25 protein-coding genes are annotated in these 20,886 nt (G+C 63.9%); 11 read left to right on the forward strand and 14 right to left on the reverse strand.

Annotated features, from left to right (window positions below):
• Nucleotides 1–36: 36 nt before the first annotated feature.
• The gene (locus DEJ54_RS13430; RefSeq protein WP_113155014.1) at nt 37–1,449 is read right to left on the reverse strand and encodes a PLP-dependent aminotransferase family protein; all 1,413 of its coding nucleotides are present in this window, start codon (nt 1,447–1,449) and stop codon (nt 37–39) included.
• An 84-nt stretch (nt 1,450–1,533) separates the two neighbouring features.
• Here DEJ54_RS13430 and DEJ54_RS13435 point away from each other — a divergent pair, with 84 nt between their 5' ends.
• Nucleotides 1,534–1,761: a DUF1127 domain-containing protein gene (locus tag DEJ54_RS13435; protein WP_113155015.1), complete on the forward strand. Its 228-nt coding sequence runs from the start codon at nt 1,534–1,536 to the stop codon at nt 1,759–1,761.
• 99 nt (nt 1,762–1,860) lie between these two features.
• On the opposite strand, the gene DEJ54_RS13440 is transcribed toward DEJ54_RS13435, so the two are convergent.
• From DEJ54_RS13440 to purC, 6 genes are all read right to left on the reverse strand, one after another.
• Nucleotides 1,861–2,502: a Pr6Pr family membrane protein gene (locus DEJ54_RS13440; protein WP_113155016.1), complete on the reverse strand. Its 642-nt coding sequence runs from the start codon at nt 2,500–2,502 to the stop codon at nt 1,861–1,863.
• Nucleotides 2,503–2,685: 183 nt separating this feature from the next.
• Nucleotides 2,686–3,126: a hypothetical protein gene (locus tag DEJ54_RS13445; RefSeq protein WP_113155017.1), complete on the reverse strand. Its 441-nt coding sequence runs from the start codon at nt 3,124–3,126 to the stop codon at nt 2,686–2,688.
• Nucleotides 3,126–3,794, reverse strand: a complete 669-nt coding sequence (gene purQ, locus DEJ54_RS13450) for a phosphoribosylformylglycinamidine synthase subunit PurQ (protein WP_113155018.1) — start codon at nt 3,792–3,794, stop codon at nt 3,126–3,128. Before purQ ends, DEJ54_RS13445 begins: the two co-directional genes overlap by 1 nt.
• On the reverse strand, nt 3,791–4,066 hold the full coding sequence (locus tag DEJ54_RS13455; RefSeq protein ID WP_113155019.1) for a hypothetical protein: 276 nt from the start codon (nt 4,064–4,066) through the stop codon (nt 3,791–3,793). The genes purQ and DEJ54_RS13455 overlap by 4 nt, the downstream gene beginning before the upstream one ends.
• Before the next feature lie 20 nt (nt 4,067–4,086).
• Nucleotides 4,087–4,329, reverse strand: a complete 243-nt coding sequence (gene purS, locus DEJ54_RS13460) for a phosphoribosylformylglycinamidine synthase subunit PurS (protein ID WP_113155020.1) — start codon at nt 4,327–4,329, stop codon at nt 4,087–4,089.
• 29 nt (nt 4,330–4,358) lie between these two features.
• Nucleotides 4,359–5,147, reverse strand: a complete 789-nt coding sequence (gene purC / locus DEJ54_RS13465; protein WP_113155021.1) for a phosphoribosylaminoimidazolesuccinocarboxamide synthase — start codon at nt 5,145–5,147, stop codon at nt 4,359–4,361.
• 270 nt (nt 5,148–5,417) lie between these two features.
• Here purC and DEJ54_RS13470 point away from each other — a divergent pair, with 270 nt between their 5' ends.
• Together DEJ54_RS13470 and DEJ54_RS13475 are read left to right on the forward strand one after the other, a co-directional pair.
• Nucleotides 5,418–5,741 (forward strand): DUF1476 domain-containing protein, encoded by a 324-nt coding sequence (locus tag DEJ54_RS13470; RefSeq protein ID WP_113155022.1) that lies wholly within the window; start codon nt 5,418–5,420, stop codon nt 5,739–5,741.
• Nucleotides 5,742–5,755: 14 nt separating this feature from the next.
• A complete protein-coding gene (locus DEJ54_RS13475) occupies nt 5,756–6,529 on the forward strand; it encodes an HpcH/HpaI aldolase/citrate lyase family protein (RefSeq protein WP_113155023.1) in 774 nt (257 codons plus the stop codon).
• A gap of 117 nt (nt 6,530–6,646) precedes the next feature.
• On the opposite strand, the gene DEJ54_RS13480 is transcribed toward DEJ54_RS13475, so the two are convergent.
• A complete protein-coding gene (locus DEJ54_RS13480; protein ID WP_113155024.1) occupies nt 6,647–7,195 on the reverse strand; it encodes an alpha/beta hydrolase in 549 nt (182 codons plus the stop codon).
• Between the two features lie 222 nt (nt 7,196–7,417).
• Between DEJ54_RS13480 and DEJ54_RS13485 the strand changes: the two genes are divergently transcribed.
• Nucleotides 7,418–8,227: a VOC family protein gene (locus tag DEJ54_RS13485; protein WP_113155025.1), complete on the forward strand. Its 810-nt coding sequence runs from the start codon at nt 7,418–7,420 to the stop codon at nt 8,225–8,227.
• A gap of 215 nt (nt 8,228–8,442) precedes the next feature.
• Here DEJ54_RS13485 and purB read toward each other — a convergent pair whose 3' ends face one another.
• The 5 genes from purB to DEJ54_RS13510 form a co-directional block, all read right to left on the reverse strand.
• Nucleotides 8,443–9,750 carry an adenylosuccinate lyase gene (purB, locus tag DEJ54_RS13490; protein ID WP_113156273.1) on the reverse strand — a complete coding sequence of 436 codons (1,308 nt, stop codon included), beginning with the start codon at nt 9,748–9,750 and terminating at the stop codon, nt 8,443–8,445.
• A gap of 61 nt (nt 9,751–9,811) precedes the next feature.
• Nucleotides 9,812–10,309 (reverse strand): hypothetical protein, encoded by a 498-nt coding sequence (locus tag DEJ54_RS13495; protein ID WP_113155026.1) that lies wholly within the window; start codon nt 10,307–10,309, stop codon nt 9,812–9,814.
• Between the two features lie 38 nt (nt 10,310–10,347).
• A complete protein-coding gene (locus tag DEJ54_RS13500; protein WP_113155027.1) occupies nt 10,348–11,073 on the reverse strand; it encodes a DUF2259 domain-containing protein in 726 nt (241 codons plus the stop codon).
• Between the two features lie 24 nt (nt 11,074–11,097).
• Nucleotides 11,098–12,117, reverse strand: a complete 1,020-nt coding sequence (locus DEJ54_RS13505; RefSeq protein ID WP_113155028.1) for a P1 family peptidase — start codon at nt 12,115–12,117, stop codon at nt 11,098–11,100.
• On the reverse strand, nt 12,117–13,184 hold the full coding sequence (locus DEJ54_RS13510; RefSeq protein WP_113155029.1) for a branched-chain amino acid ABC transporter substrate-binding protein: 1,068 nt from the start codon (nt 13,182–13,184) through the stop codon (nt 12,117–12,119). Before DEJ54_RS13510 ends, DEJ54_RS13505 begins: the two co-directional genes overlap by 1 nt.
• A gap of 238 nt (nt 13,185–13,422) precedes the next feature.
• Here DEJ54_RS13510 and DEJ54_RS13515 point away from each other — a divergent pair, with 238 nt between their 5' ends.
• The 7 genes from DEJ54_RS13515 to DEJ54_RS13545 all read left to right on the forward strand — a co-directional run bounded on the left by DEJ54_RS13515 (nt 13,423) and on the right by DEJ54_RS13545 (nt 19,693).
• On the forward strand, nt 13,423–13,917 hold the full coding sequence (locus DEJ54_RS13515; protein WP_113156274.1) for a flavin reductase: 495 nt from the start codon (nt 13,423–13,425) through the stop codon (nt 13,915–13,917).
• A gap of 62 nt (nt 13,918–13,979) precedes the next feature.
• Nucleotides 13,980–14,894 carry a MoxR family ATPase gene (locus DEJ54_RS13520; RefSeq protein ID WP_113156275.1) on the forward strand — a complete coding sequence of 305 codons (915 nt, stop codon included), beginning with the start codon at nt 13,980–13,982 and terminating at the stop codon, nt 14,892–14,894.
• A gap of 1 nt (nt 14,895) precedes the next feature.
• Nucleotides 14,896–16,161, forward strand: a complete 1,266-nt coding sequence (locus DEJ54_RS13525) for a VWA domain-containing protein (RefSeq protein ID WP_113155030.1) — start codon at nt 14,896–14,898, stop codon at nt 16,159–16,161.
• The gene (locus tag DEJ54_RS13530) at nt 16,154–16,492 is read left to right on the forward strand and encodes an XdhC family protein (RefSeq protein ID WP_113155031.1); all 339 of its coding nucleotides are present in this window, start codon (nt 16,154–16,156) and stop codon (nt 16,490–16,492) included. Before DEJ54_RS13525 ends, DEJ54_RS13530 begins: the two co-directional genes overlap by 8 nt.
• Nucleotides 16,492–17,196, forward strand: a complete 705-nt coding sequence (locus DEJ54_RS13535) for an XdhC family protein (RefSeq protein WP_113155032.1) — start codon at nt 16,492–16,494, stop codon at nt 17,194–17,196. Before DEJ54_RS13530 ends, DEJ54_RS13535 begins: the two co-directional genes overlap by 1 nt.
• Nucleotides 17,193–18,800, forward strand: a complete 1,608-nt coding sequence (locus tag DEJ54_RS13540) for an NTP transferase domain-containing protein (protein ID WP_113155033.1) — start codon at nt 17,193–17,195, stop codon at nt 18,798–18,800. The genes DEJ54_RS13535 and DEJ54_RS13540 overlap by 4 nt, the downstream gene beginning before the upstream one ends.
• Nucleotides 18,801–18,868: 68 nt before the next feature.
• The gene (locus tag DEJ54_RS13545; RefSeq protein ID WP_371685890.1) at nt 18,869–19,693 is read left to right on the forward strand and encodes an alpha/beta hydrolase; all 825 of its coding nucleotides are present in this window, start codon (nt 18,869–18,871) and stop codon (nt 19,691–19,693) included.
• Between the two features lie 16 nt (nt 19,694–19,709).
• Here DEJ54_RS13545 and DEJ54_RS13550 read toward each other — a convergent pair whose 3' ends face one another.
• The gene (locus tag DEJ54_RS13550; RefSeq protein ID WP_113156276.1) at nt 19,710–20,738 is read right to left on the reverse strand and encodes a DUF1176 domain-containing protein; all 1,029 of its coding nucleotides are present in this window, start codon (nt 20,736–20,738) and stop codon (nt 19,710–19,712) included.
• Nucleotides 20,739–20,886: the final 148 nt, after the last annotated feature.

Below are 20,886 nucleotides of genomic sequence, written 5' to 3' on the forward strand. Positions count from 1 at the left end.
GCGGCCCGATAATCCACTTCCCAATGCCGGTTTTCATCAGCCGTAATTGTCAAATCCGCTGATCGGGTTGTCCAGAAGGCCTGCAAGCGTGGCAAATCCCCGCCGGATCAGGTCGCGGTTTTGGGGAACGGTGAAGGCGATGCGCACCCGGTGGAGGGGCGCGCCGGAGCGCCCGACGCGGAACTCGTCCTCGTCGTCGATCAGTACGCCTTCCTCGAAGGCCGCCTGTTTGAACGTGCTGGAAAGCCAGGGTTCGGGCAGTTTGAGCCAGAGAAACGGCGCGCGGGGATGGCTGGTGAAATCGGCCCCGGCGAACGCTTCGGCTGCAATGGCGTGACGTGCGGCGATCTCTTCAAGCACCTGATTGCGCAGGGTTTGCGCCTCGCCGGACAGGACGAGCTGCGCCGCCAGTTCGCCCAGCAGAAACGGCATGCCGCCGGTGATCATCTTGTGGGCGGTGAGAATGCGGGAGGCATAGGCGGGCGGGCTCGCCACCCAGCCGCCGCGAACGCCGGCGGCCACGGATTTGGAAAGGCCGCCCACATGAAAGGTGCGCTCCGGCGCAAGCGAGGCGAAGAGAGGCGGGGTTTCCTCAAGCAGCGCGCCATAGATGTTGTCCTCGATCAGCCAGACATTGTGAAGCCGGGCGATATCCACAATTGCGCGCCGGCGCGCCTCGGGCATGGTGGCGAGTGTGGGATTGTGGAGCGAGGCCACCAGAAACACCATGCGGGGATGCTGCTGGGCGCAGACGCGCTCGAAATCCTCCGGGATCATGCCGTCTTCATCGATGGCGATGGGGAGCGGGCGGCGGCCGATGACCGTGGCGCTGCGCGCGACATGGGAATAGGTGAGTTCTTCAAAGGCGATGCGGTCGCCCGGCGTGGTCATCGCGGCGATGGTGGCGAGAATGCCGGCATGGCCGCCAAGCGTGGGGACAATGCCTTCGGGCGGCGGGCTCCAGCCCTCGCGCGCCAGCCACTGACGGCCTGCGTCAAACCAGTGAGCGGGCAGGCTGCGCGTGTAGCTGGCGATGCTGTGCGGGTGCTCGCAAACGATGCGCGTGGTGATGCGCTCAAGCGCCGCGGCCTGGCCGATATCGGGGGCAGCGGAGGAATCCATGCGCGTCTTGCCGGACGCAACCACCATGTCGCGCGTGCCGCCGAAGGCCTGTGCGGCAGAGGGGCCGGTGCGCGGCGTGCCAACGCGTTCGAGCACATAGGTGCCGCGACCGACTTCGCCGGAAACGAGCCCGCGCTGACGCAGGAGTGCATAGGCTCGGCTGACCGTGCCGATGGTCACGCCGATGTCGTAGGCGAGATTGCGCTGGGGCGGCAGCTTGGTTCCGGACGCAAGACGTCCGCTCTCAATGTCCCGCTCGATCTGGTCTGCGAGGCGCACATAAAGCGGGCCGGTGCCGCGCGCGAGGTTTGGAAGCCAATTTGTCATGGTGACAATTGTGTATATTGCACCTGTTTTTGAGTCAATGCATAGGTTCAATCGCTCAAATCAAGACGGATTGAGGGTATTGCAATGGGTGCAAGTAAGACAATGCGTGGTGCATGCAGTCCCGCTGCGCCGCGTCTGAAGCAGGAGCGCGCGGGGTTCGGCCTCGCTTATGTGACGGGAAAACTTGCGGCATGGCTGAGCAAGCGCCGCAGCAGGCTGGATCTTCTGGAGCTGACCGACGAGCAATTGTGCGACATTGGCGTGTCGCGCAGTGAGGCGCAGCGCGAAGGGCTGCGCCCCTTCTGGGATTAGAGCGGTTCCGGTGAAAACAGGTTCACCTGAAACGCTCTGTCTTTATGATTTGACGCAATTGTGGACGCAAAACCGGTCTCCACTTTTGCTGGAATTGCTCTAGCTGCCGCCGCCCGTGTCGCGGGTGGCGCTGCCTTCGGTTGTGAGGCGGTCTGCGAGGATCGCGAGGCGGCCAAGAAAGGCGAAGAGCAGGAGAATGGCGGCGGATGTGACGAGAACGCTTGGCCAGCCGTTCAGCGCGACATCGAGAAACGGGTAGGGCACCTCGCCGGTGATCTGTGCGCGGGCGAGCACGTAGACCATGTAGGCGAACGGATAGGCGAGCCAGAGCGGAATATGCCGCCAACCGAGACTTCCATCCGTACCGGCCGAAAGCCACCAGGCGAGGTAGATCGCGGGCGCGACGTAGTGGAGCACGATGTCACAGAAAAGGAACAGGCCTTCCGGCTCCCAGAGCGCTGAAAGCAGAAGCCAGTAGATGGTGCCGACCACGGTGATCGCAATGGCGATGCCGGCGCGCACCCAGGCCTGCGTGAAAAAGCCCTGTCGACCAAACAGGGCCACCCCATGAACCAGCACGGCCAGTATATTGGTGAGAATGGTGAAGAAGGAAAAATAGAAGACAATCGAGCCTGCAAGGCCGCGCCCGGCTTCCATGGCGTCGGGGATGGTCAGGCCGAACTGAAGAATGAGCGCGAACAGACCTATGGTCAGGCCTGCGACGTTCAATAATCTGGCCATGCAATCCCCCCAGGATCGCCGTGCGTCCGTCTGGACGCACAAAGGACGATCTAAACCAGTGATGGAGCATCGGAATAGCCGGAATTCACATTTCGGCCCGATGCTCTTGAGTTCCCAGGGAGATGCAATAAAGCCGGGAATCTAAATTCCAGGTTTAAATTTAAAGCGATTGAAACCGCAAAATCAGCACGAAGAGCCGCCGCTGGACCAGCGCATGATGTCGGTGTTTATGCGTGCGCCGGTGCGTGTGGAGGCCAGAGGGCCATAGGTGCTGATCGTCGCTGGCGACCCTGACGCTTCGATGACAAGCAGCGGGAGACCCTGCTGCTTGTTGCTGCGCACGATCAGAAGGCGTGGCCGCCCGACGCGCGTGTCGAGTTCGGGAACCATGCGCAGATCGCGGAAGCGGCGGTCACCGGAGCGTATCCAGCATTTGAGGCCTGCGCTGTTGATGGTCTGAAGCGCCTTTACCGCGCTCGATTCCTCGACTTCGAGGGTGAGCGGCCCGCCCGCCGGCTCTGTCTGGCAGGCGGCGAGGGAAAATGTCAGCGCTGCAAGGGCTGCGCCGGCGGCAAGCCGGGAGCATAATTGAAAATGCGAACCGGCGTGACCGGCGCGGCCCATCAGGCGGCCTTTCCAAGGACGCCGGCGAAGAGCGCGCGGCCGTCATCGCCGCCATGGGCGGCTTCGATCAGGTTTTCGGGGTGAGGCATCATGCCAAGCACATTGCCGCTGTCGCTGACAATGCCGGCAATGTCATTCACCGAGCCGTTGGGATTGGTGCCCTCGGCGTAACGGAAAGCAACCTGGCCTTCGCCCTCGATCCGCTTCAGCGTCTCGGCGTCCGCGAAATAGTTTCCGTCGTGGTGGGCAACCGGGCAGCGGATGATCTGGCCCTGCTGATAACCACGCGTGAAGGGTGTGTTGGCGTTGGTGACTTCAAGCTTCACCTCGCGGCACACGAATTTCAGCGAGGCGTTGCGCATCAGCGCGCCGGGCAGGAGGCCCATTTCGAGCAGAACCTGGAAACCGTTGCAGACGCCCATGACGAGAACGCCCTTGCGGGCCTTCTCGGCCACCGCCTGCATGACCGGCATGCGGGCGGCGATTGCGCCACAGCGCAGATAGTCGCCATAGGAGAAGCCGCCGGGAATGACCACCAGGTCGACATCGGGAAGCTCGGTCTCCGTCTGCCAGACGGTGATCGGCGCTTTTCCGGAAATCTTGGTAAGCGCGGCGATCATGTCGCGGTCGCGATTGAGGCCGGGAAGCTGGATGATGGCTGATTTCATGGGTTCTGATCGTTCGGGCTGGGATCGTACGGTTTCTGAGGGCCTTCGGCCAATTCGCGGAGCTCGAGGCGGCGTTCTATGCGTTCAAGGCGGTCGTCATGGCGTCCGAGCATACCGTAGATATTGTGGGTGTCCTGCTGGATCGCAATCATATGCCCCCGGATGGAGATCAGCTCCTGACGGATCTCCGATTGACCGGCTTCAAGTTTGTCCAGGCGACCCTGCATGCTTTTGAGAACCTCATAAAGCAGCTCGTTGGTGACGTCGCCCATGACAGCCTTTCTCCACAACCTCAGGTAACGGAGACAGTGTAGTCCTCAATCACGGTATTCGCCAGAAGCTTTTCGCACATGGCGTTGAGGTCGCTCTCGGCCTTGGCCCTGTCGGAGCCCTCGAGCTCCAGGTCGAAGACCTTGCCTTGACGCACCGAACCGACGCCGGAGAAACCGAGCGCGCCGAGCGCGCCTTCAATGGCTTTTCCCTGCGGGTCCAGAACGCCGTTCTTCAACGTCACGGTGACGCGCGCCTTGATCACGGTAGTGCTCCCTGATTTCCCGACGCGCCCTAGTGGCGCGTCTTGTTGTCTTTGGAGGATACGAGGACGGGACCGCCGCCGCGCGGCGGTTCGTTCTCGTTCATGATGCCGAGACGGCGTGCGACTTCCTGATAGGCCTCGACCAGCCCGCCCATGTCGCGGCGGAAACGGTCCTTGTCCATCTTGTCCTGCGTGGTGGTGTCCCACAGGCGGCAGGAATCAGGCGAAATCTCATCCGCCACGATGACGCGCATCATGTCGTTTTCCCAAAGGCGGCCGCACTCCATCTTGAAGTCGACGAGCTGGATGCCGACGCCAAGGAAGAGGCCGGTCAGGAAGTCGTTGACGCGGATGGCGAGCGCCATCATGTCGTCGATCTCCTGCGGGCTTGCCCAGCCGAACGCGGTGATGTGCTCTTCGGAGACCATCGGGTCGTCCAGCGCATCCGCCTTGTAGTAGAATTCGATGATCGAGCGGGGCAGCACGGTGCCTTCCTCGATGCCCAGACGCTTGGCGAGCGAGCCGGCGGCAACATTGCGCACCACGATCTCGAGCGGAATGATCTCCACTTCCTTGATCAGCTGCTCACGCATGTTGAGGCGGCGAATGAAGTGGGTCGGGATGCCGATCCGGTTCAGATGCTCGAAAATGTATTCCGAGATCCGGTTGTTGAGCACGCCCTTGCCATCGACAATCTCATGCTTCTTCTTGTTGAAGGCGGTGGCGTCGTCCTTGAAGAACTGAATCAAGGTGCCGGGCTCCGGGCCTTCATAAAGAATCTTGGCCTTGCCCTCATAAATGCGGCGACGACGGTTCATGGCTTTTCCTGGTCCGTTGCCTTGACAGGGAAACTTCGCGCGGAAGTTCCGCAACGCGGCAGTTTCAAAGATGCATCGTTTCACGGGGTCTCTAGCGCAAACCCGTCCATACCACAATTGCCATTTCTCAAAGCCAACCGGTTTATGGCCGCAGCCAAAGGGCAAATGCGCCCATAGAGCGTATTGACCCGGAGCGGGGGTTCTGGTTTTTGCTTGCCAACCCAGTTGTATCCGCATCGTTCGCGATGCCCGAGCCGGAGGACATTCAGTATGGCCAGCATGAAAGACCGCGAAGACGCTTTTGAGAACAAGTTCGTCCACGACGAAACCCAGAAGTTCAAGGCGATGGCGCGCCGCAACAAGCTCCTGGGCCTGTGGGCCGCAGAAAAGCTTGGCAAAAGCGGCGACGAGGCCGAGGCCTATGCGCGCGAAGTGATGAACTCGGACTTCGAGGAAGCCGGTGACGAGGACGTGTTCCGCAAGGTGCGCAAGGACTTCGACGCCGCCAATGTCGAGCAGTCCGATCACCAGATTCGCCGCACCATGGAAGAGCTGCTCTCCACGGCGCTCGAGCAGATCAAGAACGGCGAGTAAGCGTCTTGGCGTCCTTGTCGCTGGCAGCACGCCTCAGGGCGGGGGAGAGCGTTTTCTCCGCCTGGTCGCTGATTCCCGATTCGCAGACCGTCGAACTGGTTGCCGGACTGGATTTCGGCGCCGTCACGCTCGACATGCAGCATGGCGGCCATCACGAGGACAGCGTGCTGCGCGGCGTGGGCGCCGTTCGGCTGAAGGGAAAGCACCCGGTGGTGCGCATTCCCGTCGGCCGTTTTGACATGGCGAGCCGCGCGCTGGACATGGGAGCGGAAACCGTGATCGCGCCCATGGTCAACTCGGTAGAGGATGCGCGCGCCTTTGCCGCCGCCATGAAATATCCGCCCGTCGGGCTGCGTTCATGGGGACCGAGCTTCGCCATGCCGCGCGCCGGGGCCTCCGATGCGCAGAGCTGGCTGGCGAACGAGAACGCCAACACGGTCGCCTTCGCGATGATTGAGACGCGGCAGGCGCTGGCGGCACTTGATGACATTCTCGCCGTGGACGGGATCGACGGTGTTCTGGTCGGTCCTTCGGACTTCTCCATTGCGTGGTCGAATGGCGCGACAATGGACCCGGCGCTTGAAGACATGATGCCGGCAATCGCCTCCATCGCGCAAAAGGCGCGCGCGGCGGGCAAACATGCGGCCATCTATGTGGTCGATCCGCTGCTTGTCGGCCGTTTCCATGCAATGGGATACCGGTTTTTCGCGCTCGGATCCGAGGGCGCTTACATGACCGATGGCGCACCGGCCATGCTTGCGGCTGCGCGCGGTTCGATCAAGGGCTGATCCGGCTACAGCCGGTCTGGCAAATGATTGAGGGCGGTTCTTCGTTTTTCAGGAACGATGAGCCGCCCTTTGCTTTTCAGGCGCACCGGCAGAAGACGCGGTCTGCGGACAGGCTGTTCAGAGCTGCTGCAGGAATTTGGCGAAGGTCATGGAGCCTTCCGGCCAGGGGCCGAAGCCCGATTCGGCATTGATGTGCCCGGCGTCACCCGCATCCATAAACAGCGAACCCCACGCGGCGGCGATGTCTTCAGCCACTTCGTAAGAGCAGAAGTGATCGTTGCGGCTGGCGATGGTGATCGACGGAAAGGGCAGCGGATCGCGCGGGTAAGGCCCGAAGGTCATCAGGTGTTTGGGCCTGATCTTGCTGTTTGCGACATCGGGCGGGGCGACGAAGAATGCGCCCGCAACCGGCTTCCTGAACTCGGGAATGGCCTGAACGGCGGTGGCGACGCCCAGCGAATGTGCGACCAGCACGACGGGCTTTTCCGCTTCGTTGACGGCCGTCACCACATTGGCGATCCAGTCCTCGCGAACCGGCTTCGACCAGGCTTCCTGTTCGACGCGACGCGCCGTCGACAGCCGCGACTGCCAGCGCGTCTGCCAGTGATCGGGCCCGGAATTGGTGTAACCGGGAATGATGAGAATATCGGCGTCTGAAGCTTTCATGGCCGGGCATGTAGCCATCGTGTCGGAGGCATGCAAGCGCTGGGATGATCCGCGGCGCGAATTGCGTGTGTTTTCGAACGATTTTTGAAGAATGTATTTTATTTGGTGAACAGCGTGTTCGCCGGGCGGGTGCTTGTGCGGAGGGGGATGGCGCGCCAGTTTCAGGGGGACATGAGGCGGCCCGCCAAAGGGGCTGGCTGCCGCTTCGCAGGAGATAAAGCGATGAGTGGGTTTCCCTTTGCCGCAACCACGCCGGTCAGCATTGGCCGTGTCGGCCTGAAAGCGCGCGACGCGCAGAAGCTGGCGGCGTTCTATTCGGATATTCTGGGCCTTCAGGAGATGGACGGCGACAATGGCGCGATTGCGCTGGGTGTCGGTGGTCGCACGCTTCTGGAGATTGCCGAGGACCGGTCTGCCGAGCCGGACGATCCGCGCGAGGCCGGTCTCTTTCACACGGCGTTCCTGTTGCCGGAGCGGGCCGATCTGGCGCGCTGGTCGCTCTTTGCCCGCGACCGCAACATGCGGCTTGAGGGCGCGTCGGACCATCTGGTCAGCGAGGCGGTCTATTTGTCCGATCCGGAAGGGAACGGCATCGAGATCTATGCGGACCGTGCGCCCGAAAGCTGGACCACAACGGCGGACGGGATCGCCATGGCGACCGAGCGTCTCGATTTCGGCAGCCTGCTTTCCACGGTTCCCGATGGCGATGCGGGCTGGCAGGGCGCGCCGGAGAACATGGTGATCGGCCATGTGCATCTGCGCGTCGGCGATCCGGTGACGGCGGAAGCCTGGTGGCATGAGGCGCAGGGCTTCGACACGATGACGCGCTATGGATCGCAGGCGGTGTTTCTGGCGACGGGCGGTTACCACCACCATATCGGCGCAAACAGCTGGCGCAGCGCCGGGGCGGGCAAACGCAACCCGAACCGCACGGGGCTCTCCTGGCTTGAACTGAAGAGCAGGAATGCGACGGCGGAGACCGAGTTCGCCGATCCGTGGGGCACGGTCGTGCGGGTCGCACCGTCGAACTGACGCGTCAGGTTCCGCGAACCCACAATGCGGCGGGATTTTCATACGCCGCGTCAGCCCCTCATCCCCCTGCCGGGACCTTCTCCCCGCTCGCGGGGAGAAGGAAGCCGTTATCCGCCTGGAGCGTTCCCGGTTTTGTGGAATTGCTCCAGCCAACAAAGAAAAACGCCGGCGCATCGGGTGATGCGCCGGCGTTTTGACGTTTCAGGGCGTCAAGATCAGCTTTCGCCGAAAACGCGCTCGAAGATCGTGTCCACATGCTTGGTGTGGTAGCCGAGGTCGAACTTGTCGCGGATGACCTCTTCGGAGAGGGCGGCGCGCACCTCGTCGTCACCGAGCAGTTCGGTGAGGAAGTCGGCGCCCTGTTCCCACACCTTCATGGCGTTGCGCTGCACGAGGCGGTAGGCGTCCTCGCGGGACACGCCAGCCTGGGTGAGGGCAAGCAGAACGCGCTGCGAGTGAACGAGGCCGCGGAAGCGGTCCATGTTCTTCTGCATGGCGTCGGGGTAGACGACCAGCTTTTCCATCATGCCGGTGAGGCGGGCGAGCGCGAAGTCGAGCGTGACGGTCGCGTCGGGGCCGATCATGCGCTCGACGGAGGAGTGCGAAATGTCGCGCTCGTGCCAGAGCGCCACGTTTTCCATGGCCGGCGTCGCATAGGCGCGGACCATGCGGGCAAGACCGGTCAGGTTTTCCGACAGGACCGGGTTGCGCTTGTGCGGCATGGCCGACGAGCCCTTCTGGCCCGGCGAGAAATACTCTTCGGCTTCCAGAACCTCGGTGCGCTGCAGGTGACGCACCTCGACCGAGAGCCGCTCGATGGAGGAGGCGATCACGGCGAGCGTGGCGAAATACATGGCGTGGCGGTCGCGCGGGATGACCTGGGTGGAGACGGGCTCCGGCTTCAGGCCCATCTTCTCGGCCACATGCTCCTCGACGCTCGGGTCGATGTTGGCGAAGGTGCCGACAGCGCCGGAAATGGCGCAGGTGGCGATTTCTTCGCGCGCATTGACGAGGCGCTGGCGGCAGCGCTCGAACTCGGCATAGGCCTGGGCGAGCTTGACGCCGAACGTGGTCGGCTCGGCATGGATGCCATGGCTGCGGCCGATGGTGACGGTGTCCTTGTGCTCGAAGGCGCGCTTCTTGAGGGCGGCGAGCAGCTTGTCGAGATCGTCAAGCAGGATGTCGGTGGCGCGCACGAGCTGGACGCTGAGGCAGGTGTCGAGCACGTCGGAAGAGGTCATGCCCTGATGCACGAAGCGGGCTTCGGGGCCGACAATCTCTGCCAGATGCGTCAGGAAGGCGATGACATCGTGCTTCGTTTCGCGCTCGATCTCGTCGATGCGGTCGATGTCGAACGTGGCTTCGCCGGCCTTGTCCCAGATGGTCTTCGCGGCGTCCTTGGGCACGATGCCGAGCTCGGCCATCGCGTCTGCGGCATGCGCCTCGATTTCGAACCAGATGCGGAACTTGGTCTCAGGCGACCAGATTGCGGCCATTTCAGGCCGCGAATAGCGCGGGATCATGCGTGCCTTGCCTTCCATAGGTGTGGGGTTGGCGCTTCACTAGCAGAGGTGCGCGTTTTGCTCAACGCGGCTTGACGGCATAGGCGAGCGAGAGCGCGAAAAGTGCGGCCAATCCCCAGGGAAAATAGACCCGCAGGCCGAGAACGGCGAACTGGTATAGTGCGCCGGCTATCGTGAAGGCGAACTCAAACGCCCATCGAAGCGACAGGATCGGGCCGTGCCACTGGGCGTAATAGGCGCGGTATTCGAGCGCGTAGAGGGCGGCGGTGATGCACAGGGTGCACAGCGCGAAGGCGAGGAAGGCTGCGGCAAAGCGCTGTTCGGGCCGGCCATGGCGCGCGATGAGCGCCTGAAGCGTGTGGCCGAGCGGAAAGGCGAGCACGCCGCCCAGCGCGAAGATCACGGTGAGGGCGGTGACGCGCGGCGCGGTCTGCCATTCGCTTTGCCAAAAGAAGGCGACCGCGTTGAGCCCCATCAGAGCGCCCCAGAGTAGCGCGCCCAGAAGAGCCGTGGCGGGGGCGGGCAGTGCGCGCCTGATGGCGGCAAGAGCCGGTCTCATGAGATCCCGATGCTTTCACCGCCCCCGGACATGACAGGTCAGTGCTGGCCGGTGACGGCGATGAAACGGTGGTCCGGTCCTTCAAAGCCGATACCGCGCACGGCGATCATGACAGCGAAGACCGGCGAACCGCCCTGAGGGTAGAAAGTCTGGACGCCGGCGATGCGGTAGCCGAGCGGGCAGCCGCGGCTTTTCGGAATGGAATTGTCCTCATGCACGAGCGTGGTTTCCGTGCCCGGTTCGGTGGCGATGCGGGTGAGGCGGAAGCCTGCCGCTTCACCGAAGCCGTAGCATTCCGCGCCATCGGGCATGGGCAGTTCGGCGAGGCGGAAATCAAGGGTGCCGTCGATCGACGGGAAGACCGGGCGCGGATTGACCTCGATGCGATAGGGATCGGCCGAAATTTCCGTGACCGCGTTCCAGCCGGCGGTGAAACCGGGATTTTCGGCGAGCACTGCGTCGCTGATGACGGACTGGGACTGGCTTTTGGCCTGTGCGCGGGCGTCGGTGAGGCTTGCGCCATCCTGATCGATGCGCACACGGACCGGTGTGCCGGGCAGGAAACTGTCATTGGCGGTGTTGATGTAATAGCGGTTTGCGTAGGGAAAGCCGGAACCGTCCTGAATGCCATATTCCTCAAAGGCGAAGGTGGAGCCATCGGCGGAAAAGCCGAGAATGTTGACGGAGGCGGTGTCGCCCGCCTGCGCCATGGTGCAGGTGGTGGCGAGGGCGATGGCGCAAAACCCTGAATGAAGAGATTTCATGCTGAAAATCCTTTTAAACTGAAACTAGTCGCGCTTGCTGGTGGCTGTGAGCTCTTCCCAAACCGGGAATATATCACGATTGGTCTTTTTTGCGGCAAAGACGCCGCGTGCGATGGCGCGGGCCATGGTTGCGGTGGCTGCGGCGTTCAGGTCGATCACGCCTTCCATGTCGAGGACCGTGTCGTTGCGGCCCGTAGCAAGGCCGAACACGAGATCGCCGTCGACCGGCGTGTGGGTCGGCCAGATGGCGCGGGCAAAACCGTCATGGGCGGCGATGGCGAGGCGCTTGGCAGCTGCCTTGTCGAGCTTTGCGTCGGTGGCGATGACGGCGATGGTGGTGTTGCCGCGCGCGGTGGCGCGCAGCTTGGTCAACACTTTCGACGCGTCGTCGGGCATCGGGTGAGGCAGGCCGAGACCGCCGAACTCGTCACCGATCTCGAAGGGCGCTGCCCAGAAATGCGGCGTGCCGCCGACGGTGACGGAGCCCACGGCATTGACGGCGACGAGCGCGCCGACGGTGATGCCGTTTTCAAGCACGGTCGAGGCCGAACCGAGCCCGCCCTTGAGCGCGGCGGTGGTTGCGCCTGCGCCTGCGCCGACGCTGCCGATCTCGAAATCCTGCGAGGCGGCCATGGCGGCCTCGAAGCCGAAATCGCGATAGGGGGAGAAGCGGCCCCAGTTCTTGTCGCCGGCATTGGGCAGGTCGAACAGGATAGCCCCCGGCACAATCGGCACACGGAAACCGAGGATCTCGAACCCGCGATCCATCTCGCGCAAAGCCGCCTGCACGCCGGCTGCGGCGTCGATGCCGAAGGCCGAGCCGCCCGACAGCGAGATGGCGTCGACGCCATCGACCAGATTGTGCGGCTCCAGAGCGTCCGTTTCGCAGGTGCCCGGCGCGCCGCCCAGCACCTGAACGCCGGCGGCGGCAGGCTCATCGCACAGAATGGCGGTGACGCCGGATTTGACGGTCTCGTCCGTGTGGTTTCCCACAGTGATGCCCGCCACATCGGTGAGCAGATTACGCGGGCCGGTGCGCCACATCATTCAACCTCCTGGAATGTCTGGTCTTCGAAGCGGAAGAGGCGATAGAAACCCTGGTTCAGATCGCCTTTGGCGTCGAAGGAAAGAGAGCCGAGCGCGGTGCCGAACGTGCCGGAAGAAAGGGCGTCGAAGACCGATCCTGCTTCCGCGTCCGCCTGACGGGCGGCGGCAATGGCAAGTTCCGTTGCGGCATAGCCCGGAATGACATAGCCGTCCGGCACGATGCCGGCGACTTCAAGCGTCTGCCTGACGTCATCCGAGACGATGTCCGCCCAGTGCGGCAGGCCGACCATGAGCGTGCCTGTGGCAAGGGGGACGCTGCTGTTTTCCGCGCGCAGCGCCTCGCCACCGGCAATGGTGAGCTCGTAATCCATGCCGCGCGCATCGCGCGCCAGAATGGCGATGTCGCTGCGGTCGCCGCCGACGAAGACATGGGTGGCTCCGGCGCGGCGCAGGCGTCCGGCGAGGCCGATCTGGTTGTCGAGCTGGGGGCGGAACGTGTCGATGAAGACGGGGTTCAGTTCCTGAAGCTCGGCGGCGGCGCGCATGTTTTCGGCCAGTTCACGCCCGTAGATCGTGCCGTCATCGACGATGGCGAAGAAATTCTCGCGCCAGCGCGGAACGAGAATGTCGGCCACGGCGTCGCGCTCTGCGTCGGCGCGGGGCGCGGTGCGGAAAACAGGCCAACCGGTGCGCTCGCGCTGATCGGTGAGCGTGGCGGTGCGCGCGCCGGGCGTGACGACGGGAATGCCGGCCTCGGCAAAGAGCGGCAGCGCGGCCTCGATGGCGTCGGTGCACAGGAAGCCGACCACGATGGCGACATTCTGCGCGATCAGCGCGCGGGCTGCCGCCTCGCCACCTTCGGTGGTGCAGCGTGTGTCAGCCTCGATGGCGGTGGCGTCGCCGGCTTCAGCGGCAAGGCGGGCACCGTCGCGCAACTGATGGCCAAGAATGGAGAAATTGCCGCTGAGTGGCGCGGCGATGCCGATGGAGGTTTCCTGCGCATGCGCGGAAGGCGCGGTCAACGCGGCAAAACTGGAGACGAGAAGGCAAGCGAGGCAACGCATATCTGGAGATCAATCACCCATTTCACGGTCACGCACTAGCATGAGAATCAGGCCGCCCGCATCCGAAGTTAACCGCAAAGCTGCGGAACTGGTAAATAACTGTGCCATAAAGTGCTTTCGTCGATGGAGACTTTCTGGCGCAGTCCTTTTTCCTTTTTTGGACTGTCGGGCGATGGTGCGCCTTGGTAAGGCTCTGCAGCAATCCTATATCGCACATGTGAGTTGAAAAGAGTTGACTGTGCTGAAGACCAACGAGATCGAACCGCGTCATTATCGCGATGCCATGGCCCGCTTTGCAGGGGCCGTTCATGTGGTCACGACCGACGGGCCGGCTGGCCTGCGCGGCGTGACGGCGATTGCGGCGTGTTCCGTCTCGGACGATCCGCCGACGGTGTTGGTGTGCCTCAACCGCGAAAATCCGCACAATGAGGCCTTCGTGAAGAATGGCATCTTCGCGCTCAACACGCTGACGGCGGACCATCAGGCGCTTTCCAACGCCTTTTCCGGCCTGACGGGGCTTTCGCCCGAAGAGCGTTTTGCGCTGACCGAGTGGGAGACCATCGCCACGGGCGCGCCGACGCTGCCGGATGCGCTGGCGGTGTTTGACTGCCATGTGGTTCAGACCGTGGAAATCGGCACGCACCGGGTCTATTTCGGCCGCGTGGCCGGCCTGAGCATCGGCGACAAAAGCAATCCGCTCCTCTACCATGAGCGGGGCTACCAGGTATTGTAGCCTCTCGACCCGGGAGTATTTCGGGAAACCCGGGGAGCCCTTTGGGAAGCAATGGGGGAATGATGTCCGAAACGACAGCCCGCGGCCTGCCGCAATCTATCGACGAGACGCTTACGCTTCTGACGGAAGGCGGCTATGTGGCCGACCGGGCACTGGCGACCGTGCTGTTTCTGAGCCTGACCATGCAGCGCCCGCTGTTTCTGGAAGGCGAGGCAGGTGTCGGCAAGACGGAGATCGCCAAGGTTCTGGCGGCGGGGCTCGGGCGCAGGCTCATCCGGCTGCAATGCTATGAAGGGCTCGACGTTTCGTCTGCCGTCTATGAGTGGAACTATGCCGCGCAGATGATCGAGATCCGCATGGCCGAGGCTGCGGGCATTCATGACCGCTCCGAGATGGAGAGCGGCGTCTTTTCCGAAAAATATCTGATCCGCCGCCCGGTGCTGGAAGCGCTGGAAAGCGGCATTGACGGGCCGCCGATCTTCCTGATCGATGAACTCGACCGGGCGGATGAGGCGTTCGAAGCCTATCTTCTGGAAGTGCTCTCCGACTATCAGGTGAGCGTGCCGGAGCTGGGAACGATCAAGGCGGATGAACCGCCCATCGTCGTGATCACCACCAACCGGACCCGCGAAATCCACGATGCGCTGAAGCGGCGCTGCCTTTATCACTGGGTCGATTACCCGGATGCGCAGCGCGAGCTGGAAATTCTCGCCCGCAAGGTGCCGAACGCCAACGCCACGCTGGCGAAACAGGTGGTGACATTCGTGCAGAAACTGCGCGAGCTCGATCTCTTCAAGGCGCCGGGCGTGGCCGAAACCATCGACTGGGCAACGGCGCTGACGGCGCTGGGCAAGGACAGCCTTGATGCGGATGCGGTGTCGGACACGATGGGCGTGTTGCTGAAATACCAGGACGACATTGCGCGGCTGGAAGACGGCGAGGGCGCGCGCGTTCTCGAAGAGGTCAAGGCCAGCTGACATGCCGGCTGCTCCAGACGCGGACAAACGAGCACCGGAACGCGAAGAGGGCGCGCGGCTGGCCGACAGGATCGTCGGCTTTGCCCGCATGCTCCGGCGCGCGGGGCTGCGCGTGGGACCGGCCGCCGTTATGGACGCCATTCAGGCGGTGGTGACGGTCGGCGTCGAGCGGCGCGACGACTTTTACTGGACGCTGCACGCCACCCTGATTTCCAGACATGAGGATCATGCGCTGTTCGATGCGGCGTTCCGGCTCTACTGGGCGCGGCGCGACGAGCGCGATGAAGGGCGGACCGAAGATGAGGGCGACGAGGCGGAAGTGCTGCGCGAGAAGAAACGCGCCGGCGACCGCCGCGCCGAGGATGCGCTGGACGAGGAGCGCCGCGCGATCGTCAAGAAGCGGCCGGAGTTTGAACTGGACGCACGGCTTTCCTTCACGGCGATGGAGGTTCTGCGCCAGAAGGATTTCGCGCAGATGTCTGCTGAGGAAGTGGCCGAGGCCCGCCGCGCCATGCGCGATCTCGTTCTGCCGTTCGACCGGGTGGCGACGCGCCGGTTCAGGCCGGACCCGCATGGGGCGCGGATCGATCCGCATGCAATGCTGCGGGCGAGCCTACGCACCGGCGGTGACCTGATCCTGCCGAAATTCCGCTCGCCGCGACAGATCGCGCCGCCGCTGGTGGCGCTGGTCGATATATCCGGTTCGATGAGCCAGTATTCGCGGGTTTTCCTGCATTTTCTGCATGCACTGACGGAAAAGCGGCGGCGGGTTTTCAGCTTCACCTTTGGCACACGGCTGACCAACATCACGCGCCCGCTCAGCCGGCGTGACCCCGACGAGGCGCTGGAAGAAGCGTCTGAAGCGGTGCGCGACTGGTCCGGCGGCACGCGGATCGGCACGGCGCTCGGCGATTTCAACCGGCTGTGGTCGCGCCGGGTTCTGGGACAGGGCGCAATCGTGCTCCTGATCACCGACGGGCTGGAGCGCGATCATATCGAGGTTCTGTCGCGGGAGATGGAGCGGCTTTCGAAATCTTGCCGGCGGCTGATCTGGCTCAACCCATTGCTTGGCTTTGACGGGTTCGAGCCGCGCGCACGCGGCATGCGGGCGATGCTGCCGCATGTGGACGAGCTGCGGCCGGTGCATAATCTCGATGCGCTTGGCGATCTGTGCGCCGCGCTGACGGATGCGCCCGCACAGGGCGGGGACTTGGCACGGCACTTTCAGCGTGCCCATATGAAGGGCGGGAGAAACGCCAATGTCTGAGCTGAAACAATCCGATGAGACACGCGATCCGCTGATGATCGCCGAGGACTGGATGCAGGCAGGCCGCGATGTGGCGATTGCCACGGTCGTGGAGACCTGGGGGTCTGCGCCGCGCCCGGTGGGAAGCCATCTGGTGATCGATGCGGATGGCAATTTCGAGGGCTCGGTGTCGGGTGGCTGCGTGGAGGGCGCGGTGGTGGCGGAGGCCGCCGATGTGCTGACCGAGGGCAGGCCGCGCATGCTGGAATTCGGCGTCGCCGACGAGACGGCCTGGGAAGTGGGTCTCTCCTGCGGCGGGCGCATCAGGGTTTATGTGGAGAGGCTCGGCTAGTGGATCCGCTGTCACTGAAGAAACTGAACGCGCTGCGGCGCGAACGCAGGGCCGCGATCCTGCTCACCGATCTGGAAGACGGGCGCGACCGGGTGATCCGCGAGGGCGACACGGTGGCCGGTGCGCTTGGCGAGGCGGTGGCGCGCGCCTTTCGCTCCGGCAAGTCCGGTGTGGTGGAGATCGACGGGCGCACTTTCTTTTTGAACGTGCACCTGCCCGAACCGCGCCTCGTGGTGATCGGGGCGGTGCATATCAGCCAGGCGCTGGCGCCGATGGCGAAGATTGCGGGTTTCGATCTGACGATCATCGATCCGCGCACGGCGTTTGCCACACCGGAGCGCTTTCCGGGTGTCGCGCTGCATGCCGAATGGCCTGACGAGGCGCTGGCGCGCCAGCCGCTCGACGCCTACACGGCGCTTGCCGCGCTGACGCATGATCCGAAGATCGATGACCCGGCGCTGCGGGCGGCGTTTGAAGCGGAATGCTTCTATATCGGCGCGCTGGGCAGCCGGAAGACCCACGCAAAGCGCATCGACCGGCTGACGGAGGCCGGCGTTTCCCCGGCAGCGCTTGAGCGGATCGATGCGCCCGTCGGGCTCGACATTGGGGCGGCAACGCCGGCGGAGATCGCGGTTGCCGTGCTGGGCGCGGTGATTGCGGCGTTGCGCTCGCGCGGGCCGGGGGACAGGAGCGTATCGGCGTGAAGTTCGGACCGCTATCCATTGACGAGGCCGAAGGGGCGGTGCTGGCGCATGCCACGATGGCCGGCAAGACGCGGCTGCGCAAGGCGCACCGACTTGGCGCTGCCGACATCGCGCTTTTGAGGGCGGAAGGCGTCAGGACGGTGATCGCGGCGCGGCTGGAGCCTGGCGATCTGGACGAGGATCAGGCGGCAGAGCGCCTTGCAGCAACGCTTGCGGTGGAGGGAGTTTCTGCGCGCGCGCCCACGACCGGGCGGGTCAATCTGCATGCGCAGAAGGCGGGGCTCTTTATTGTGGACCGGCAGGCGGTCGATGCGGTGAACGCCGTCGATCCGGCGATCACCATGGCCACGCTGCCCGATTACAGCGCGGTGAGCGAAGGGCAGATGGTGGCGACGGTGAAGATCATCCCGTTTGCCGTTTCCGCCGCGCAGGTGGACCGGGCGGCTTCTGCCGCGCACGGGCCGGTGTTTTCGTTGCGGCCCTTCAGGGCCATGCGCGTCGGAGTGGTGCAGACGGCGCTGCCGAGCCTGAAGGACAGCGTGCTCGACAAGACGGCGCGCATCACGGTGGAGCGGTTGCAGCGCTCCGGCAGTCATGTGACGCGCGAACTGCGGCCTGCCCATGAGCCGGATGCGGTGGCGCGCGCCATTACGGCGCTCAAGGATGAGAGCGATATGCTGCTCGTCTTCGGCGCTTCGGCCGTGTGCGACGCCGACGATGTGATCCCCGCCGCCATCCGCAAGGCGGGTGGAGCGGTGGAGCGGGTCGGCATGCCGGTCGATCCGGGCAATCTTCTGGTGCTGGGGTCCATCGAAGGGCGACCGGTGATCGGCGCGCCGGGATGCGCGCGCAGCCCCAAGACGAATGGTTTCGACTGGGTGCTCGACCGGCTGATGGCGGGGCTCGACCTTTCCTCGGCGGACATTGCCGGGATGGGCGTTGGCGGGCTTTTGGCCGAAATCCCGACGCGGCCGCAGCCGCGTGAAGGCAGGATTGCGGAGCGTGCGCCCTCTGTCTGGGGCGTTCTTCTGGCGGCGGGACAGTCGCGGCGCATGGGTGAACACAACAAGCTTATGGCGTCGTTCGACGGCGTGCCGCTGGTGCGGCGCACGGGAGCGGCGCTGGCACAAAGCCGTGTCGACGGGGCTGTCGCCGTGCTCGGGCATGAGGCGGAGCGCGTACAGGGCGCGCTCGACGGGCTTGGCATGGCGGTGGCGGTCAATGATGCTTATGCGGAAGGACTGTCGAGCTCGCTGAAAGCGGGCATTGCGGCGCTGCCGGAGGAGGCGGCGGGCGCGCTGGTGATGCTGGCGGACATGCCGGAAATCAGCACTGCGGATCTCGACCGGCTGGTGGAGGCCTTTGTGAAGGCCGGCGGCAATGCGGTGGTCAGGGCGACGCATAACGGCAAGCGGGGCAATCCGGTGATCCTGCCGCGCGCGCTGTTTGCCGAAGTGGCGCGGCTTGAGGGCGACACTGGCGCGCGGCATGTGGTGGAGCAGGAGCTGGTCGGCATTGTCGATGTGGAGACGGGCGCTGCCGCACATCTGGATGTGGACACGCCGGAGGCGCTGGAAAAGGCAGGCGGCGTGTTGAATCGATGAGTGCGATGTCTCTTGCAAGAAGCTGTATTCGCTTCGCTTTTACCGGATTTATGGTGGCTTTCTCCGGTATGAGCGCGCAGGCGCTGGAGCTTGCCTCGCAGAAGGACCGGCTGTTTGCCTATCCGGCGGTTCTGTCATCGAGCGATGGCGGCGCTTACCGGGTGGTCGACTATCGGGAGATGCGGGACATCAATGGGCGCGACGCGGTGCCGGAGCGCCGCGTGGACGGGCGCTACATCTCCACCGGTGTGCGGCGCGCGCAGCAGGATCTGGCGCTGCAGACCAAGGCGGGCACGGTGCGCCATGTCGCGGTGGGCAAGACCGAGGGTGCAAGCGCCATCGTGGTTTATCTGCATGGTCAGGGCGGCAACCGTCGGCAGGGGGTGGACGACTTCACTTTCGGGGGCAATTTCAACCGCATCAAGAACCTTATGGCAAAGAGCGGCGGCCTCTACCTGTCGCCCGATTTCTCGGATTTCGAGGCGCGGGGCGCACAGGAAATCGCGGCGCTGATCGCGTATTATGCGGAACGTTCACCCGGCGCGCGGGTGTTCGTGGCCTGTGGTTCGATGGGCGGCGCGCTGTGCTGGCGGCTGGCGCAGGACCGGGTAACAGCCGACCGGCTGGGCGGACTGTTACTGCTCGGTTCGATGTGGAACGATGCGTTCCTGCAAAGCCCGGCCTTTGCTGAACGGGTGCCGGTTTTCTTCGGGCATGGCAGCGAAGACCGGGTTTTCCCGGTTGGAAATCAGGAAGCGTTTTTCAGGAAAATCCGTTCTTCGGCAAAAGGTTATCCGGTGCGCTTCGTGCGCTTTGAGAGCGGGACGCACGGCACGCCGATCCGTATGAGCGACTGGCGCGAGACCCTGAACTGGATGCTCGCGCAGCCGTGATGCGTGAGGCCCTGGCCTACGGGCCGGTGTGATAGTCGAGGATCGTTACCGGGTTCTGCTCGCCGTCATAGGACGCATCCACATCGTAGCGCACCAGAGTGAACGCGCCCTCGCGGAAGATCCATGTACCGGCAGAGAAGGCGTCTCCGACGCCGCGCCACTTGTTGTAGCTGGTAAGTGTCTGCGTTCCCGGATCATAGTCCGAGTTCACCAGCGTGCTCTCGGCGGTGTAGCCGACGATGCGGATATCCTCGACCTTGCCGTCGCTGTCGCCATTCTCGTACTGAACGCTGGTTTCCGGCATGGCGAACTGGACCGGCGACACGCCGCCCTGCGGGCTGGCCAGAATATAGGCGTGGATCTCGTTATAGGCGCCGGTGCCGCAATAGAAGCGGAAGAGCCGCGCTTCATGCTTGGGCGTGTCCAGGGTCTCGTAGGAATAGTTGAAGGGGATGGTGTAGCTGTCCACCAGATCAAAATTTTCCGGCGGTGGCGGGCAGGTTTCGGCGTAGACCGCAGCAAACATCGCCTTGGCCTCGGCCAGAACCCTGTCGGTCTCGTCGGGCGGACCATCGCCGCAGCTTGCCGGCAGGGCATCTGACAAATCGCCGCTTGCGGGCTTGAGCGATGCCTTCTCGATGTGGAGCGGGTTATAGGGCGTGCCCTGGATTGTCGGGTTGGACAGGCGAAGCGTGTAGCAACCGGCGAAAACCTGCTCTTTGCCATCATTGTCGGTGGCGCGGATGGCGACGGGAAGCGAATAGATGATGCTGCCGGCTGCGCCTTCGGAGCTGACCGCGCCGGTGGCGAGCTCGACATTGGCGGTGTTGGCGTAGCCTTCCTGATAGGCATCGAGGCTCTTTGCCGGGGGCGTCGAGAAATAGTCGTAGGCGCGCGCATATTCCTTGCGGTTGACCGCGTTGTAGAGTGAGCGCAGGAGCGTTTCGGGGCTCGAACGGTCGTCCAGATAGGCGTCCTGCTGCTGGGCAAAGGCCGGAGCCTGAAGCGCGGCAAGGATTGCGGCGGTCGTTAGAACGGGTCTCATCATGGCCTCCTCGGCTTTGAAACTGGCGGGAGAGTAACGCGGCGTGCGTCGATTCGGACAGATGTTACTGTTCCAAGATTGCCCGGATTGTGTCCGGGGCGATGGGGAGGCAGCTGCGTCGCGCAGCTCTCGCGCAGGGTGCGTTGCG

The sequence above is a fragment of the Nitratireductor sp. OM-1 genome (genome assembly GCF_003296175.1).
Lineage (GTDB): Bacteria > Pseudomonadota > Alphaproteobacteria > Rhizobiales > Rhizobiaceae > Nitratireductor > Nitratireductor aquimarinus.